The sequence below is a fragment of the Pseudohongiella sp. O18 genome, assembly GCF_021729085.1.
Classification (GTDB): Bacteria; Pseudomonadota; Gammaproteobacteria; order Pseudomonadales; family Pseudohongiellaceae; genus Pseudohongiella.
Genome location: NZ_JAJSAR010000002.1, coordinates 257,336 through 271,892 on the forward strand (window position 1 = coordinate 257,336; position 14,557 = coordinate 271,892).

Genomic DNA, 14,557 nt, shown 5'->3' on the forward strand with positions numbered 1-14,557 from the left:
TGAGGGTGATGTCTTGTACTCAAGCACTATAGCGCGCTTTGCTTGATATAGAGAATCTTGTTTTTGCAATAAATCGATAGAAAATATGTATCGTTTGGGCCGTCAGAACGCATTCACGTTTCGGCCCTACAAGACACTACGAGCTAATGTTCCGGATAGATGATGTGCGCCAGAGCGATTGTTCAGATGTCAGAGCGCCGGCCAGCCTGCGATGGCTGGCGGCGTTCGCGGAGTGTGGCGGTAAGATTACGCCAGCGACTTGATGGTATTCAGCTTGTCCTGCAATGCGGCCACGGAGCTTTCCACAGCGCGCTGTCGTTCACGCTCGGTAGCCACGATTTCTGCCGGGGCGTTGTCGACAAACCGTGCATTGCCCAGTTTGCCATTGATCGCCTGCAGGTTTTTCTCCAGTTTCGCTATCTCTTTTTCAAGTCGCGCGATTTCCACATCCTTGTCGATCAGGTCAGCCAGTGGTACCAGAATCTCCATGTCCTGATACAGCTGTGTGGCGCTGACCGGTGCCGATTCGCCTGCCCGCAATGCACGCAGCTCCGACAGTTTTGCCAGTTTCAGCAGGTTGGCCAGATTTTCATCAAGACGTCGGCGGTCCTGCTCGGTGGTGTTGCCCAGCAGCGCCGGGAACTGTTTGCCAGGGGCGATATTCATCTCGCCGCGAATATTTCGAATACCAATGATCACGCCCTTGACCCAGTCGATGTCGGACTCTGCCTGAGGATTGATCAAGGCATTATCCACGGCCGGATAGGCCTGCAGCATGATACTGGTGTTGCTGGTTTCGATGCCGATCAAGGTGGCGATCTTCTGCCAGATTTCTTCGGTGATAAATGGCATCAGCGGGTGCACCATACGCAGGCTGGTTTCCAGCACTGTCAACAGGGTAAGGCGGGCAGCGCGGGCCTTCTCCGGCTGATTGTCGGCATCCCAGAGCACGGGCTTGGACAGCTCCACATACCAGTCACAGTACTCGTTCCAGAAGAAGTCGTAGATGGTCTGTGACATCAGGTCAAAACGGTAGTTGCCCATGTGATCATGTACCTGGGCGATGGTCTGCTGCAGACGCGAAAGAATCCAGCGGTCGGCCAGGCTCAGATTTGGATCGTCGCGCAGTGTGGCCGCATCAGAGGCAGAAAACTGAATTCCCTTCTCTTCGGTGTTCATGATCACGTAGCGCGAGGCATTCCAGATCTTGTTGCAGAAGTTGCGGTAACCCTCCATGCGGCTGACATCGAACTTGATGTCACGGCCGGTGGATGCCAGCGAGTAGTAGGTGTAGCGAAGCGCATCGGTGCCATAACCGGTAATGCCATCCGGGAACGACTCACGGGTAAACTTCTCGATTTTCTTCTCGAGCTGCGGCTGCATCAGGCCTTCTGTACGCTTGGCAACCAGATCATCCAGGCTGATACCGTCGATCAGGTCGATCGGGTCCAGCACATTGCCTTTGGACTTGGACATCTTCTGTCCGTTTTCATCGCGGACCAGGCCGGTGATGTATACCTTCTTGAACGGGATCTCGCCGGTGAATTTCAGTGTCATCATGATCATCCGGGCTACCCAGAAAAAGATGATGTCGAAACCGGTGACCAGTACATCGGTCGGATGGAAGGTTTTCAGGGTTTCCGGGTCATCCGGCCAGCCCAGCGTTGAGAAGGTCCACAGTGCAGACGAGAACCAGGTGTCCAGCACGTCTTCATCCTGCTGCAGGGCCAGGTTCTCAGGCAGTTTGTACTTTTCCCGCACCTGGGCTTCGCTGCGTCCGACATAGATCTTGCCTTCGGCGTCATACCAGGCCGGTATGCGATGTCCCCACCATAGCTGACGTGAAATACACCAGTCCTGAATGTCGCGCATCCAGGCAAAATAGGTGTTTTCCCAGTTCTTTGGCACAAATTCAATATCGCCGTCCTCGACCGCCTTGATGGCTGGTTCGGCCAGCGATTTGACTGCCACATACCACTGGTTGGTCAGGTAGGGCTCAATGACTACGCCGGTTCTGTCGCCGCGTGGTACTTTTAATTTGTGTGGCTCGACCTTGGCGAGCAGCCCGGCGCTTTCCATATCAGCCACGACCTGCTTGCGTGCATCAAAGCGGTCCATACCACGATAGGCCTGTGGCGCATTGTCGTTGATGGCGGCATCGATCGTGAAAATATTGATCATTTCCAGGTCGTGGCGCTTGCCAACTTCATAGTCATTAAAATCGTGGGCAGGCGTGATTTTTACGCAGCCAGTACCAAACTCCGGATCGACGTAATCATCCGCAATAATTGGTATGCGCCGATCGCAAAGGGGCAGGTCTATCCATTTGCCGATCAGTGACTTGAAACGCGGATCTTCCGGATTGACCGCAACTGCGGTGTCACCCAGCAGCGTTTCCGGGCGCGTGGTGGCGATGGTGATAAAGGTCTCGCCATTGTCGGTTGTGGCACCGTCCGCCAACGGATAATTGAAGTACCAGAAAAAGCCGTCTTCTTCCTCATTGATCACTTCCAGATCAGAAACCGCCGTGTGCAGTTTCGGATCCCAGTTAACCAGACGATTGCCGCGATAGATCAGACCTTCGTCATAGAGGCGGACAAACACTTCTTCCACGGCCGCAGACAGCCCTTCGTCCATGGTGAAGCGTTCACGTGTCCAGTCGATGGAACCACCCAGGCGGCGGATCTGCTGCGTGATGATGCCGCCGGACTCTTCTTTCCACTTCCAGACTTCATCAAGAAACTTGTCGCGACCCAGCTCAGTGCGTTTGACACCCTCGCGTTCCAGACGACGCTCGACCACCATCTGGGTGGCAATGCCTGCGTGGTCGGTACCCACCTGCCAGAGGGTGTTGCGCCCCATCATGCGGTGGTAACGGATCAGTGCATCCATGATGGCATTCTGGAAACCGTGACCCATGTGCAGGCGACCTGTGACGTTCGGGGGCGGTATCACAATACTGTAGGAGTCGCCTTCGCCGCTGGGGGCAAAGTAGTTACGCGATTCCCAGGTCTGGTACCACTGTTGTTCGATGTCTTGGGGCTGGTAGGTCTTGTCCATGGATGCTCGGGGGGTCTCTGCGATGGCTCAATGTCGGAAAGCCCGGGATTATACCTGATGCAATGCCACATTTGCAGCGATCATCCGGATTCCCGTGATCAGCTCCGGCCTTGGGAAGTCGGGGGTAGGTGCTTAGGAGACGCCCGTGAATACGTCCGTGTAGGGCTCGTCGCCAGCCATCCCTGGCTGGCGGCGCTCCACGCAGCTACCCCCGGCACCCCAAGGCCTCAGTGCCATCCTGCAAAGCACGGAGGCCATCCGCCGTCAGACCGTGAAATCTTCAGCAGTATCACTGCACCGGGTATGCTTTTAACCTGGCGGGCACAAGGCCGCTAGGGTGTCATGCGTCATTGGCGGCTATTGCTCCTGCAAAACCGGCATGACCGCCATCCATGGCGGCCAGACGTATTCACGGGCGTGCCCAATGCAGACTTACCCCGTTCCCTTGGGGCCGGACCGGATCGAAGCCATCCAGGAGGGACGGGGTTGCGTAAAATCTGATAGATAATGGCTACCGGTTGTTGATTGGAGAGCGTGGAGGATTTGTGAATCGATTGGGTGTTTTTGCTCGGGTGGCTGCCTTGTGGCTGCTGGTGTCTGCGGCGCCGGTGCATGCTGAGATTGATCATCAGGCCTGGACGGCGTTGCTGCAGGAGCATGTGCGGGTGATTGATGGCGGGCAGGCGACTCAGGTCGATTACCAGGGTATGAATGATGACAGGGCGGCGCTGCGGGCTTATCTGGATGCGCTGGCGGCTGTCTCGCGTGAGGATTTTGAACAGTGGGCGCAGGATGAGCAGCTGGCGTTCTTGATCAACGCCTACAATGCCTGGACTGTGGAGCTCATTCTGACCGAGTATCCGGACATCGACTCCATTCGCGACATTGGTGGCTGGTTCGGCTCGCCCTGGGGTCAGGATATTGTCGAGCTGTTTGGTGAGCGCTACACGCTGGACAATGTCGAGCACGACATGATTCGCGGCTGGAATCGCTACAATAATCCGTTGATTCACTTTGCGGTCAATTGCGCCAGCATCGGCTGTCCGGCGCTTCGCAATGAGGCGTATACCGGTGAGCAGCTGGCTGCACAGCTGGATGAGCAGACGCGACTGTTCCTGGCAGACCGTTCGCGCAATCGAATCGAGGACGGCCGTGCCCGCGTCTCAGAGATCTTCCGCTGGTATCCTGAGGATTTTGAGCAAGGCTGGATGGGGTATCAGAGGGTGGGTGAGTTCCTTGCAGACTACGCCTCAGCGCTGGGCGCGACAGCAGAGCAGGCTGATGCACTCCGGAGCGGCGATATGGCAATACGCTATCTGGATTATGACTGGGCCCTGAATGATATTCCGGGTTCGTAACAAACTTTGTAACTTTCAGCCAAGCTCAATCACAGTGCCATCTGCAGCGCGGGCATCCTCAGCATCATGCGTCACCAGGATGGCAGGCAGACTGGCATCGCGCAGGGTCTGAAACACATGCTGTCGAACTTCCTGGCGCAGATGACTGTCCAGCCGAGAAAAAGGTTCATCCAACAGCACAGCGTGCGGATTGGACAGTAGCAGCCGCTGCAATGACACGCGTGCTTTCTGGCCACCGGATAGCGTGGCGGGATCGCGCTCAGCAAAACCCGCCAGACCCACATTCTCAAGTGCCAGTTCGACGCGTGCTGATCGATCCGGTACGTCGGCAGGCAACGCAAAGGTAAGGTTCTGCGCAACCGATAGATGCGGAAACAGCAAAGGGTCCTGGAACAACAATCCCACTTTGCGCTGTTCAGGCGGCAGCCCGTTCAGACAGCGTTCGCCCAGCCATATCTCACCCTGAGCCTGAAATTCCGGTGCAAGAAAGCCTGCAATGTATGCCAGCAGCGAGGACTTTCCGGCGCCGGATGGACCCATGACAGTCAGCGTCGCGCCGGGTTCGATCTGTGCATTGATTTGCAGAAGGCGCTGACCTTTGAGGGTGATTTCAATATCCTGCAGGCGCAGGGTCATGCCAGTCATGTCAGTGAACCTCGCATCGCCTGTCGATGGCGCCAGATAATTCGGGGCAGTGCCAGTGCCAGCGCGAAACCCAGCATGGGGAGTATTGTCTGCATCAATGCCCATACTGCAATGGGGCCGCGTGTCCCACCCGAAGCTAGCGCGACCGCTTCGGTCGTCAGTGTGCTGACCCGTCCTGCACCTGTCAATAAAGTTGCCAGGTACTGACCGATGCTCACAGCAAACCCGACAGCACAGGCAGTGGCTATTGGCGCGAGCAGCAGCGGCAACTTGATCCGCCACCAGACACGCATGGGGGAGGCTCCCAGCGCCGCAGCGAGTTGCTGCCATCGCGGGTCCAGGCGTCGGTAGGGGTCCGCCAATGTCAGATAGACGTAGGGCAGCACAAATAGACAGTGGCTAAATCCTACAACCAGCAAGCCTGGCTGCCAGCGCAACTGTTCCAGCAACAGCGTCAGGCCATACAAAAATGCCACCTGAGGCACCAGCAGAGGAATATATATGGCCCAAAGTAATCGTTGTGGTGCCAGGCCGCGTCGGGATTCGTATTCCAGTGCCGCCAGCACAAGTGCCACGGTGAATAACACCGACGTCAGGCCCAGCAACAGTGTATTACCCAACGGCGTGCTGAGCACACTGCCCACACTCTGCCAGTGCTGAATTGTCCATGCTGTTGGCAGATTGTCCGGAAAGCGCCAGGGTCCTGCGAATGCCTGCAGGCAGAGAACCATCAGGCTGAGCATTAACGTGCCAAGCGTCACTATCAGCGTGCTGCGGCCAATGAAATTAATTGTCGCCTGTCCCCGTCGACGGATGCCGCGCAGACTCAGTTGTCTAAGCAGCGGTGTCAGCAGCCGCTCCGCTATCAGCCAGATGGCAATGGCTGACAGCGTGACCGTCAGCTGCAACAGCGCCGCTGCCGATGCCAGCATACGGGTTGTCAAATCGGGGTCAGCGAACCAGCCTACGATGCGGACGCTCAGCGGCGGTGGCAAAGACGGGCCCAGAATCAGCGCCACATCGACGGTGGCGGAAGCGAAAGCGATAACGGCAAACAACGGCAGTCGCAACAGCGGGTAGAGAGCAGGCGCCACGGCCCACAGCCATGCGTAGACCGGACGGTATCCCAGTGTCCGTGCCATGGCAACACGTTGGTCCGCATGCAACTGAGGCAGTACGGCCAGTGCCATGAGTAACAGGAAAGGGATTTCCTTGAGAACAAGACCTGCCATCATCGACAGGCCCAGCGGATCGTTGAGGATCAGCAGATCAGGGGGGCGTTGCCAGCCACTCAATTCTGGTGATATCAGGCGCAGCGCAAGGCCTGAAGGCGCGATCAGAAATGCCAGACCAAAGGCTGCTGCCGCATGGGGGACCGCGAGCAATGGCGCCACCAGTTGACGCATGATCCGCGCCCATCGGGTGCCGCTGACTGCAGCAAGAAACAACATGACCAGCAGCAGGGCCAGCAGTGGTGTGATGACGCCAGCGGCAAGACTAAGTGCAACACTATGGCCTATGCCTGGCACTTCCAGCAGTTCGCGCCAGACAGCCAGACCGGGATCGGTCAGCCCCAGGACGGGCAGGTAGCCGAAGGCTGGCAATACCACAGCGGCCAGTCCCAATAAAACGGGAATGACCAGTAAAATGACCATCAGTGCTGGCGCAGCTCTCAGCATTTCAGCCGGCCCTGTTGTGGTTTGACTGTTTCATTGACACCAAAGAGTCTTCAGCGGCTGACATAACGCGCCATCCAGGCTGCCTCTAGCGCGTCCATCCAGCTGGGGTGCGGTTCCTGTAGTGCGGTCGTGCCCGTCATCGCTGCAGGGGCTGCAGGGTGTGACTGGCGTGTCGCCGCGAATTGATCCTGCCATTGCTGCGACAGAACAGTTACATCGATAACGGCTGTGCCACCCATGTGATCGGGATCCTGCGCGCGCAACTGGGCCTCGGGTGACAGCAGAAAGTTGGCTGCCACCATCGCGGCAGCCTTGTGGCTGGCATTGAATGGGATCGCGAGGAAACTGACATTCGCCAGTGTGCCACGTTGGGGCAGGTGCGTACGGACGCTGTCCGGCAATTCACCGCGCACCACGCTGTTGACTGCTTCAGTCGGATTAAAAGAAATCGCCAGCGCAATTTCACCGTCGACCATCAGGCGGTGAAGCTCCGCCCCGTTGGCAGGGAAACTGCGACCCTGGCGCAGCAGATTGGGATGCAGGGCGTCCAGGAAGTGCCAAAGCGGGGCAGTGACTGCATTGAAATCGCTGTCACCAACTGGTGTATACAACACCGATGTGTCTGACACCAGCTCCAGCAATGCCTGCTTTAAAAACGTAGTGCCCAGAAAGTTGGGCGGCCGGGGGTAGGTGAATTCGCCTGGGTAGCGCTCTGCCCAGGCGAGCAGCTCGCTCACACTGGCAGGCGCCGAAGCCACAAAGGCGCTGTCGTAATAGAACACCAGATGCGCCCGCAGCCAGGGCGACTCATAACCGTCCACTGGTACGGTAAAGTCAGATCTGACATCTGGATTGGCATCGGCATTGACCAGTGCGAAGTTGGGCAGTTGTTCAGCCCAGGGGCCAAACAGCAGGTCATTGTCCTTCATGCTGGCAAAATTCTCACCGTTCAGCCACAGCAGGTCCACGGCACCTCGACCTGAATTGCCTGCCTGTGTTTCCGCCAGCACCCGAGCGACGGCATCGGCTGTATCGCTCAATCGCACATGCGTCATATCAATGTCATGGCGTTCAGCCAGTTCGCTGGCAACCCAGTTCAGGTAGGTGTTGGTCTGCTGATCTCCACCCCATGCATAAAAATACAGGGGCTGGTTACGCGCCTGTTCCAGTACCGCCGTCCAGTCTGACGGGTCGGGCTGTTGGCCGTGAGCGAAAGCCGCAAAAAACAGGCAGCCGAGCAGCGTCCGGGACTTGCATCTTGCCAGGCCTCGGAGCGGTTTTGAGAGCACATCAGTCAATGCAGTCGTTGTCGGATAGGACTTCATCGGCTATTAAACTCTCAGGATGTCTGATGGGTAGGTATCATCTGCAGGCGACGCCCGAGACGCTGTCTGCGAAGATCGTGCAGCACAGTTTCCAGGTGGTCGCGAAAAAATGCGTCGCAGCCAATACACAGATTGCTGTAATCGCGCCCATCGGGTGTGTGTGTATAGCAGTTGGCAAGATACTCACTGACCGACTGGCCCTGGGTAAGGCCCATACGTTCAGGTTTGCCGGCGTTGATGGCCTCAAATACCGGATGTCCGGCCAGGCTGTCGAGAATGTCTGTCAGTGGTTCTTCCGTCAGGTTGCCCAGCGCCCGAGCGGTTTTCAGACAGCAGGGGAACACATTGCCATCGGGGTCGATCGAGACTTCTGATCCATTGTAGCCATATTCCAGAAAACCCAGCCCACCCGACCAGGCGTTACAGAAGTTGTCCTTGATGGTGGCTTTGGACAGACTGTTCTGCCAGGCACGCCCGCGAGGCCAGATCTTGCCAATCCAGGCATCATCGGTTGCGCCAAACATGCTGTATACCGGCGGGCCCTGGCCGTCCAGGTCGCGACGCTTGTCATGATCTGCGACGCTGATCATGCCGGCAGATTCGAACATCTCGCGAAGCTTCGCTGCCAGCTCGAGTTTTTTGTCACCCTGCATGCCGACATGGTAATCGTCGATGCCTGCCGCTGATACCGACCAAACGCCCCGACTCAATAGTTCGTCGAGTATCTTTTCAGTCAGCAGATCGCCGGTGGTCTGCACGATGACCTTGACGCCACCGTTGTTGCGGTACTTGTCGCGGATGGCTTCAAGGGCTGGATATAACACGCGCTCCCTGACTGGGTCGGTCAGCACGTCGCCACCCGAAATGATGATTCTGCCGGTGCGCAGCTTGAATCCGCTGGGCGTGCTGTCGTCCGGTGTATCGCGGTCGAGGTACTGCATGGTCTCAGGAAAATTTTTGATAATGGCCGGTGCGCACCGCATTGCCTCGTTCACCACCTCGTCCAGTTCTTCGCGCACATAGGGGCGGAAGCGCTCTTCATAGCAGTGTTTGCAGCGTCGATGACAATGCCAGCAAAGTACGTAGTAGATGGATTCCATCGATTGCTCCTGCTTGTTGTTTGCTTATGCTGGTCGTTTGCCAGTGCGAAACTGCCTGTGTCTTGTGTTGTTTCAGGAAAGTACGCTGCCTGTCAGCTGCTGGATGGTGGTCGATAGGCCGCCGGTGCTGTGCTGCGATTGTTTTGCACAATGCCCAGCAATACCAGTGGCACAACAATCATCAAGCTGCCAATGACAAACCAGATATCAGGCGCCTCGGCAAACCAGATCCAGCCAATCACTATTGCCCAGATCAGACCGGTGTATTCGGCACTGGTCACCTGGTTGGCATCCACTGTCCGGTAGGCCAGCAGCACCGTCAGGCTATAGATCAGCATCAGAGTGCCGGAACTCAGTGCATAGCTGACAATATCCAGGCGCCAGCCGGGTGCCGAGAAAAACCATTCCCAGGCGAACAGTAACAGGGCCAGGGGCATCATCAAAAGATGGCTGACAAACAATTTGTGGACGGTGGACTGATCTTTCGGCAGCGACCGCACCAGAACCGCATTGACGGCTAATGACAGTGCGCTCCCCAGCGCTGCAAGTGCACCCCAGTTAAATTCGATTGGCCGCAGAATCACCAACGTGCCAACAAAGCCACTGACGACGGCAAACATACTCAGCGGTGTGAGTTTTTCGCCGAACAGCACCACAGCCAGCACCATGACCATCAGGGGAGCTACGTAAAAAACCGCATTGGCAGTTGCCAGTGGTAGCGTTGTCAGCGCCACGACCATACAAAATACGCCCAGCAGGGCCGTCAGCGAGCGCACAAGATGCACCTTGAATCCTGCGAATGGCGCCCTGTGATTGAACTGCCGATAAAAGGGAAGCAGCAGTAGCAGCGTGATCAGTGTTCGGATGACAATAAACTGGAAGATGGGTGCGTCGCTGCCCATCAGCTTCACGACCACATCCGAAAGCACAGCGAGTGCGTTGCCGACGATCAGCAAAATCATGGCGCTGTGCAGGGTATGCCCTGACATGCTCCGTATCCCCGAAAACAATGATTAAGGTCGCCAGACGCACTGCCACCCTGGAGTGCGTCTGGTTCAGAAAGGGCCGACTCTTGTGCGCTTTGTCAGGCTTTCTGTTGACGCAGGTATTCAACCAGCAGCGGAACCGGACGTCCGGTTGCGCCTTTTAACGCGCCGCCAAACCAGGCCGTGCCAGCGATATCCAGGTGTGCCCACTGGAATTTTTCAGTGAACCGCGACAGGAAGCAGGCCGCTGTGATGGTGCCGGCTTTGGGACCACCAATGTTGGCAATGTCAGCAAAATTTGAGTCCAGCAGAGCCTGGTATTCATCGCTCATGGGCAGGCGCCAGACGGTATCCAGCGTGGTCTGACCAATCTTGAACAGCTCATCAGCCAATGGGTCATGGTTGCTTAGCATGGCGGTGTTGACGTCGCCAAAGGTGGCCACGGCCGCGCCCGTCAGTGTTGCAACATCGATGACAGTTTTGGGTTTGAAGCGCTCTGCATAGGTCAGTGCATCACACAATACCAGTCGGCCTTCTGCATCGGTATTGAGAATCTCGATGGTCTTGCCGGACATGCTGGTAACGATATCGCCGGGTTTGGTTGCCCGGCCACTGGGCATGTTTTCAGCAGCGGCAATCACTGCCACAACATTAATCGGCAGGTTGAGTTCTGCCACGGCTGTCATTGTACCTATTACTGAGGCCGCACCGCACATGTCGAACTTCATTTCGTCCATGCCCAGTCCTGGCTTCAGGCTGATGCCGCCAGTGTCGAAGGTGATGCCTTTGCCAACCAGACAGTAAGGTCGGCTGTTGGCTTTTGTGGTGCCTTTATGTTCGATGACAATCAGGCGGGACTCCTGATCAGAGCCGTGACCCACTGACAGCAATGAACCCATACCGAGTCGTTCCATCTGCTTTTCGGTCAGGGCTTTGACCTTCAGAGATTTGTACTTCAGGCCCATTTCTGTGGCGCGCTGCGCCAGGTATGACGGTGTGCAGATATTTCCAGGCAGATTGCCCAGCTCTCTTGTCACGCTCATGCCGGCACTGATTGCCTGACCTGCCTGCAATGCCTGATCCAGCGACTTTTTGGTGCTGCCCGTGGGTGCTGCAATGCCAACCGATTTCAGGCTCAGTGGTGGCGCTTTTTTGCTTTTGGTCTGGTCGTAACGGTACTGGGCATTGCCGAGTTCCATGGTCAACTGTGTGACAGTCCATTCGCCATCGCGCTCTTTTACCGGAACCTGTGCCAGCGCCACCAGGGCCGATTTTGCGGGGGTCTTGTTCAGGGCCTGGGCGGCGGCACGGACCGCCTTGCGCCAGATTTTGGCTTCGGCCGGTGCGCTCTCCCCAACACCTACCAGCAGCAGTCGATCCGTCAATGAACTGTCTGCAACCGGCACCAGCAAAGTCTCGCCAGCATTGCCTTTAATGTCGCCGGCTTTATGCAGTGATTTGATCAGTGCGGCCAGCTTGTCGTCCAGTGGGATATCCTCGGCCAGCAGGCCGGTTTTTTGGCATACACCCAGTACCAGGCAGTCGTGTTTTTTGCCCAGATTCTTGTCGGCGAGCAGCTGAAATTTCATAGAAGTTTCCTGAAAAGTGCGTTATCAAAAGGGTAACTGCCTGACATGCTAGAGAATTACGCGCGGCATGGCAATAAGTGTACTTTAGTGCCCCAGACGATTAAAATTGGCGCCTCATTTTCTCAGCAGGCAACATGGAGCGGTTATGGCACGTGTCAAAATCAATATGCCGGAAGAATTCCTGTTCAGCATGGAATATCCGGTGCGCTTCAGCGACCTTGACTACGCCCGCCACCTCAATAGTGTTGCCATGGTTCACATACTGCATGAAGCGCGTCTGCAGCTGCTGGCCAGCCTGGGACTGACCGAGTCCAATATTTTCGGGCTGGGTATGGTCGTGACCGATATGGCCATTGATTATCGTTCTGAATCGTTTGCCAAGGATGTGCTGGTCATAGAAGTGGGAGTCGGGCGTTTCAACAAGTACGGCTGTGATATCTGCTTTCAGATCACCAACTCCGCGCTGGATCGGGTTGTCTGCAATGCCAAGCAGGGCGTTGTTTTTTTTGATTTTGACAAGCACAAGATCGCCCCTGTGCCGCCTGCCTTCAAAACTCTGGTGGGCGAGAGTGAAATTTAAACGGGACGCTGCCCAGTGATCCTGTTCCGCTATCTTGCCCGTCAACTGCTGCAGGTCACTGCGGCCGTAACACTGATCCTGTTGGTAGTGTCCTTCACCTCAAGATTTCTGCAGTATCTGGGCGATGCTGTTGCCGGGCAGATGACAACCGATATTCTGCTGCTGTTGATGTCGTTCCGGCTGCCCGAGTTTCTCACCATCATCGTACCCTTCGCGTGGTTTTTGGCCGTCCTGCTGACTTATGGTCGTATGTATGCTGAGAATGAACTGGTTGTCCTGCATGCCTGTGGTTACAGTCGCCGCCGGCTGCTTGGCGTGACCACCCTGATTGCCTTGATACTGGCTACGCTGATGGGTCTGCTGAGTCTTTACGCAGCCCCGGCAGGTCTGCAACAGACCGAACGATTGCGTCAGTCTCAGCAGGAACTGACGGAAATAGACCTGATCGTTGCCGGACAGTTTCAGGAGTTCAACCGCGGACAGCGGGTGACCTACGCAGAAACCATTTCCGAAACCGGCCAGGGCCGCCAGCTCAACAATACCTTTGTGGTGGTCAGGGACCCAACGCCGCCGGAAGGCGAGTCCGGTCTGCGAGTGATGATTGCAGAAACCGCCCGACCCGTGCTCGATGAGCCCAGCGGGCGTCGCTTCATGCTGCTGGAAAACGGTGTGTTTTATGACGGCACACCAGGTCAGGCAGACTACACCATCACAGACTTTGTGCAGCAGGGCATACTGCTGCCAGAACAGGTCGGCATTGCGCCGGTACTGGAAGAAAAAGCCCTGCCGACACTGGCGCTGCTTGGTTCGGCAGACCCTGCCTATCAGGCGGAACTGCAGTGGCGCATTTCAGTGGTCCTGCTGCTGCCCATTCTGTCCTTGATTGCGGTGCCTCTTAGCAAGGTCGAACCGCGTCAGGGGCGTTTTGCCAGGCTGGTGCCCGCGGCACTGCTGTATGGTGTCTATTTCATGCTGCTGCAGGTGTCTCGTGACGCCATTGAAGAGGGTGAGCTGCCGGTGCTGGTCGGACTCTGGTGGGTACATCTGATGTTTCTTGCCGGCGGTCTGTGGCTGATGCTGCGCGGTCGGCCCAGGGTCAGCCAGGCTTCCCGCCTCGCGTCCGGGCCAGAGGGTCAGCCCTCATGAGCATGCTGTCCCGATACGTGACGCGAACGGTGCTTGGCGCAATGCTGATTGTGCTGGGCCTGATTACCACGATTGACCTGATCTTCACGCTGGCTGACGAGCTGGGCAGTACCAATCAGTTTTACACAGCTGCGAATGCCTTTGCTTACGTGATGAAAACCCTGCCTACCAGCGTTTACGAGCTGCTTCCCTACATTGCTCTGGGTGGCGCGATTATCGGGCTGGGTGTGCTGGCCTCCAGTCAGGAACTGCTGATCATGCAGGCAGCCGGTGTCAAGACGCACACACTGATAGGGTGGGTAATGATTCCCGTTCTGGGTGTCATGCTGTTTGGTCTGGTTCTGGGTGAATGGGTGGCGCCGACTCTGCAGCAACAGGCGCAAAGTGATCGTGCCATGACCATGAGCGGTGGGCAGGCGATCAGCAGTGATGAGGGGGAATGGCGCAAGATTGGTGATCAGTTTATTCATATCAATGCCATTGCACCGGGCGGGCGCGAGCTGTTTGGTATCACCATTTTCGCCCTGAACGTCGAGCGCCGGGTAGCAAGCAGCCGCTTTGCGCAGCGTGGTGAATATGTCGACACCGATGGTCAGTCCTACTGGCGTCTTTACGATGTGCAGCAGACTGTATTCGGCGACACTCAGTTGCAGGGCAGTCGCCAGCCGGAGTATCGATGGGACGTTGATATGTCGCCGGAACTGTTAAGCGTATTGCTGGTCCGGCCAGACCGACAGTCGATCAGCGGTCTGTTCCAGTTTGCACGCTATTTTGACAGCGAGGGTCTGGACAGCAGCAGCTATTACCTGGCGTTCTGGAAAAAACTGATGCAGCCCCTGGCGACTCTGAGCCTGGTGCTGCTGGCGGTATCATTTGTATTTGGACCGCTGCGTGAAGCTACCATGGGGCACCGTGTGTTTGTCGCCATAGCGATATCGCTGGTGTTTACCATTGTCCAGCGCACCATTGAGCCTGTCACATTATTGTATGGCATCAGCCCGTTCCTGGCAGCACTGCTACCGGTACTGCTGTGTGTGTCGATTGGTGTCGTGCTGTTGCGCCGAGTCTGACTGATCGCCATCCAGCTCA

11 protein-coding genes are annotated in these 14,557 nt (G+C 56.7%); 4 read left to right on the forward strand and 7 right to left on the reverse strand.

Annotated features, from left to right (window positions below):
• Positions 1 to 246 precede the first annotated feature (246 nt).
• Positions 247 to 3,060 (reverse strand): valine--tRNA ligase, encoded by a 2,814-nt coding sequence (locus tag LVD14_RS08365; RefSeq protein ID WP_237133632.1) that lies wholly within the window; start codon positions 3,058 to 3,060, stop codon positions 247 to 249.
• Positions 3,061 to 3,605: 545 nt separating this feature from the next.
• On the opposite strand from LVD14_RS08365, the gene LVD14_RS08370 reads away from it, so the two are divergent.
• Positions 3,606 to 4,418: a DUF547 domain-containing protein gene (locus tag LVD14_RS08370; protein ID WP_237133633.1), complete on the forward strand. Its 813-nt coding sequence runs from the start codon at positions 3,606 to 3,608 to the stop codon at positions 4,416 to 4,418.
• Positions 4,419 to 4,433: 15 nt separating this feature from the next.
• Here LVD14_RS08370 and LVD14_RS08375 read toward each other — a convergent pair whose 3' ends face one another.
• The 6 genes from LVD14_RS08375 to LVD14_RS08400 all read right to left on the reverse strand — a co-directional run bounded on the left by LVD14_RS08375 (position 4,434) and on the right by LVD14_RS08400 (position 11,742).
• On the reverse strand, positions 4,434 to 5,063 hold the full coding sequence (locus LVD14_RS08375; protein WP_237133634.1) for an ATP-binding cassette domain-containing protein: 630 nt from the start codon (positions 5,061 to 5,063) through the stop codon (positions 4,434 to 4,436).
• Positions 5,060 to 6,742, reverse strand: coding sequence for an ABC transporter permease (locus LVD14_RS08380; RefSeq protein WP_237133635.1), 1,683 nt, complete (start codon positions 6,740 to 6,742; stop codon positions 5,060 to 5,062). Before LVD14_RS08380 ends, LVD14_RS08375 begins: the two co-directional genes overlap by 4 nt.
• 50 nt (positions 6,743 to 6,792) lie before the next feature.
• Positions 6,793 to 8,067 (reverse strand): ABC transporter substrate-binding protein, encoded by a 1,275-nt coding sequence (locus LVD14_RS08385; protein ID WP_237133636.1) that lies wholly within the window; start codon positions 8,065 to 8,067, stop codon positions 6,793 to 6,795.
• Positions 8,068 to 8,081: 14 nt separating this feature from the next.
• The gene (locus LVD14_RS08390) at positions 8,082 to 9,167 is read right to left on the reverse strand and encodes an SPASM domain-containing protein (protein WP_237133637.1); all 1,086 of its coding nucleotides are present in this window, start codon (positions 9,165 to 9,167) and stop codon (positions 8,082 to 8,084) included.
• Between the two features lie 92 nt (positions 9,168 to 9,259).
• On the reverse strand, positions 9,260 to 10,156 hold the full coding sequence (locus LVD14_RS08395; RefSeq protein ID WP_237133638.1) for a DMT family transporter: 897 nt from the start codon (positions 10,154 to 10,156) through the stop codon (positions 9,260 to 9,262).
• Positions 10,157 to 10,251: 95 nt separating this feature from the next.
• On the reverse strand, positions 10,252 to 11,742 hold the full coding sequence (locus LVD14_RS08400) for a leucyl aminopeptidase (protein WP_237133639.1): 1,491 nt from the start codon (positions 11,740 to 11,742) through the stop codon (positions 10,252 to 10,254).
• A gap of 145 nt (positions 11,743 to 11,887) precedes the next feature.
• Between LVD14_RS08400 and LVD14_RS08405 the strand changes: the two genes are divergently transcribed.
• Genes LVD14_RS08405 through lptG form a run of 3 tightly spaced genes read left to right on the forward strand, consistent with a single transcriptional unit; the run spans position 11,888 to position 14,538 of the window.
• Positions 11,888 to 12,322 carry an acyl-CoA thioesterase gene (locus LVD14_RS08405; RefSeq protein WP_237133640.1) on the forward strand — a complete coding sequence of 145 codons (435 nt, stop codon included), beginning with the start codon at positions 11,888 to 11,890 and terminating at the stop codon, positions 12,320 to 12,322.
• Positions 12,323 to 12,337: 15 nt separating this feature from the next.
• Positions 12,338 to 13,468 carry an LPS export ABC transporter permease LptF gene (gene lptF, locus LVD14_RS08410; protein ID WP_237133641.1) on the forward strand — a complete coding sequence of 377 codons (1,131 nt, stop codon included), beginning with the start codon at positions 12,338 to 12,340 and terminating at the stop codon, positions 13,466 to 13,468.
• Positions 13,465 to 14,538: an LPS export ABC transporter permease LptG gene (lptG, locus tag LVD14_RS08415; protein ID WP_237133642.1), complete on the forward strand. Its 1,074-nt coding sequence runs from the start codon at positions 13,465 to 13,467 to the stop codon at positions 14,536 to 14,538. Before lptF ends, lptG begins: the two co-directional genes overlap by 4 nt.
• Positions 14,539 to 14,557: the final 19 nt, after the last annotated feature.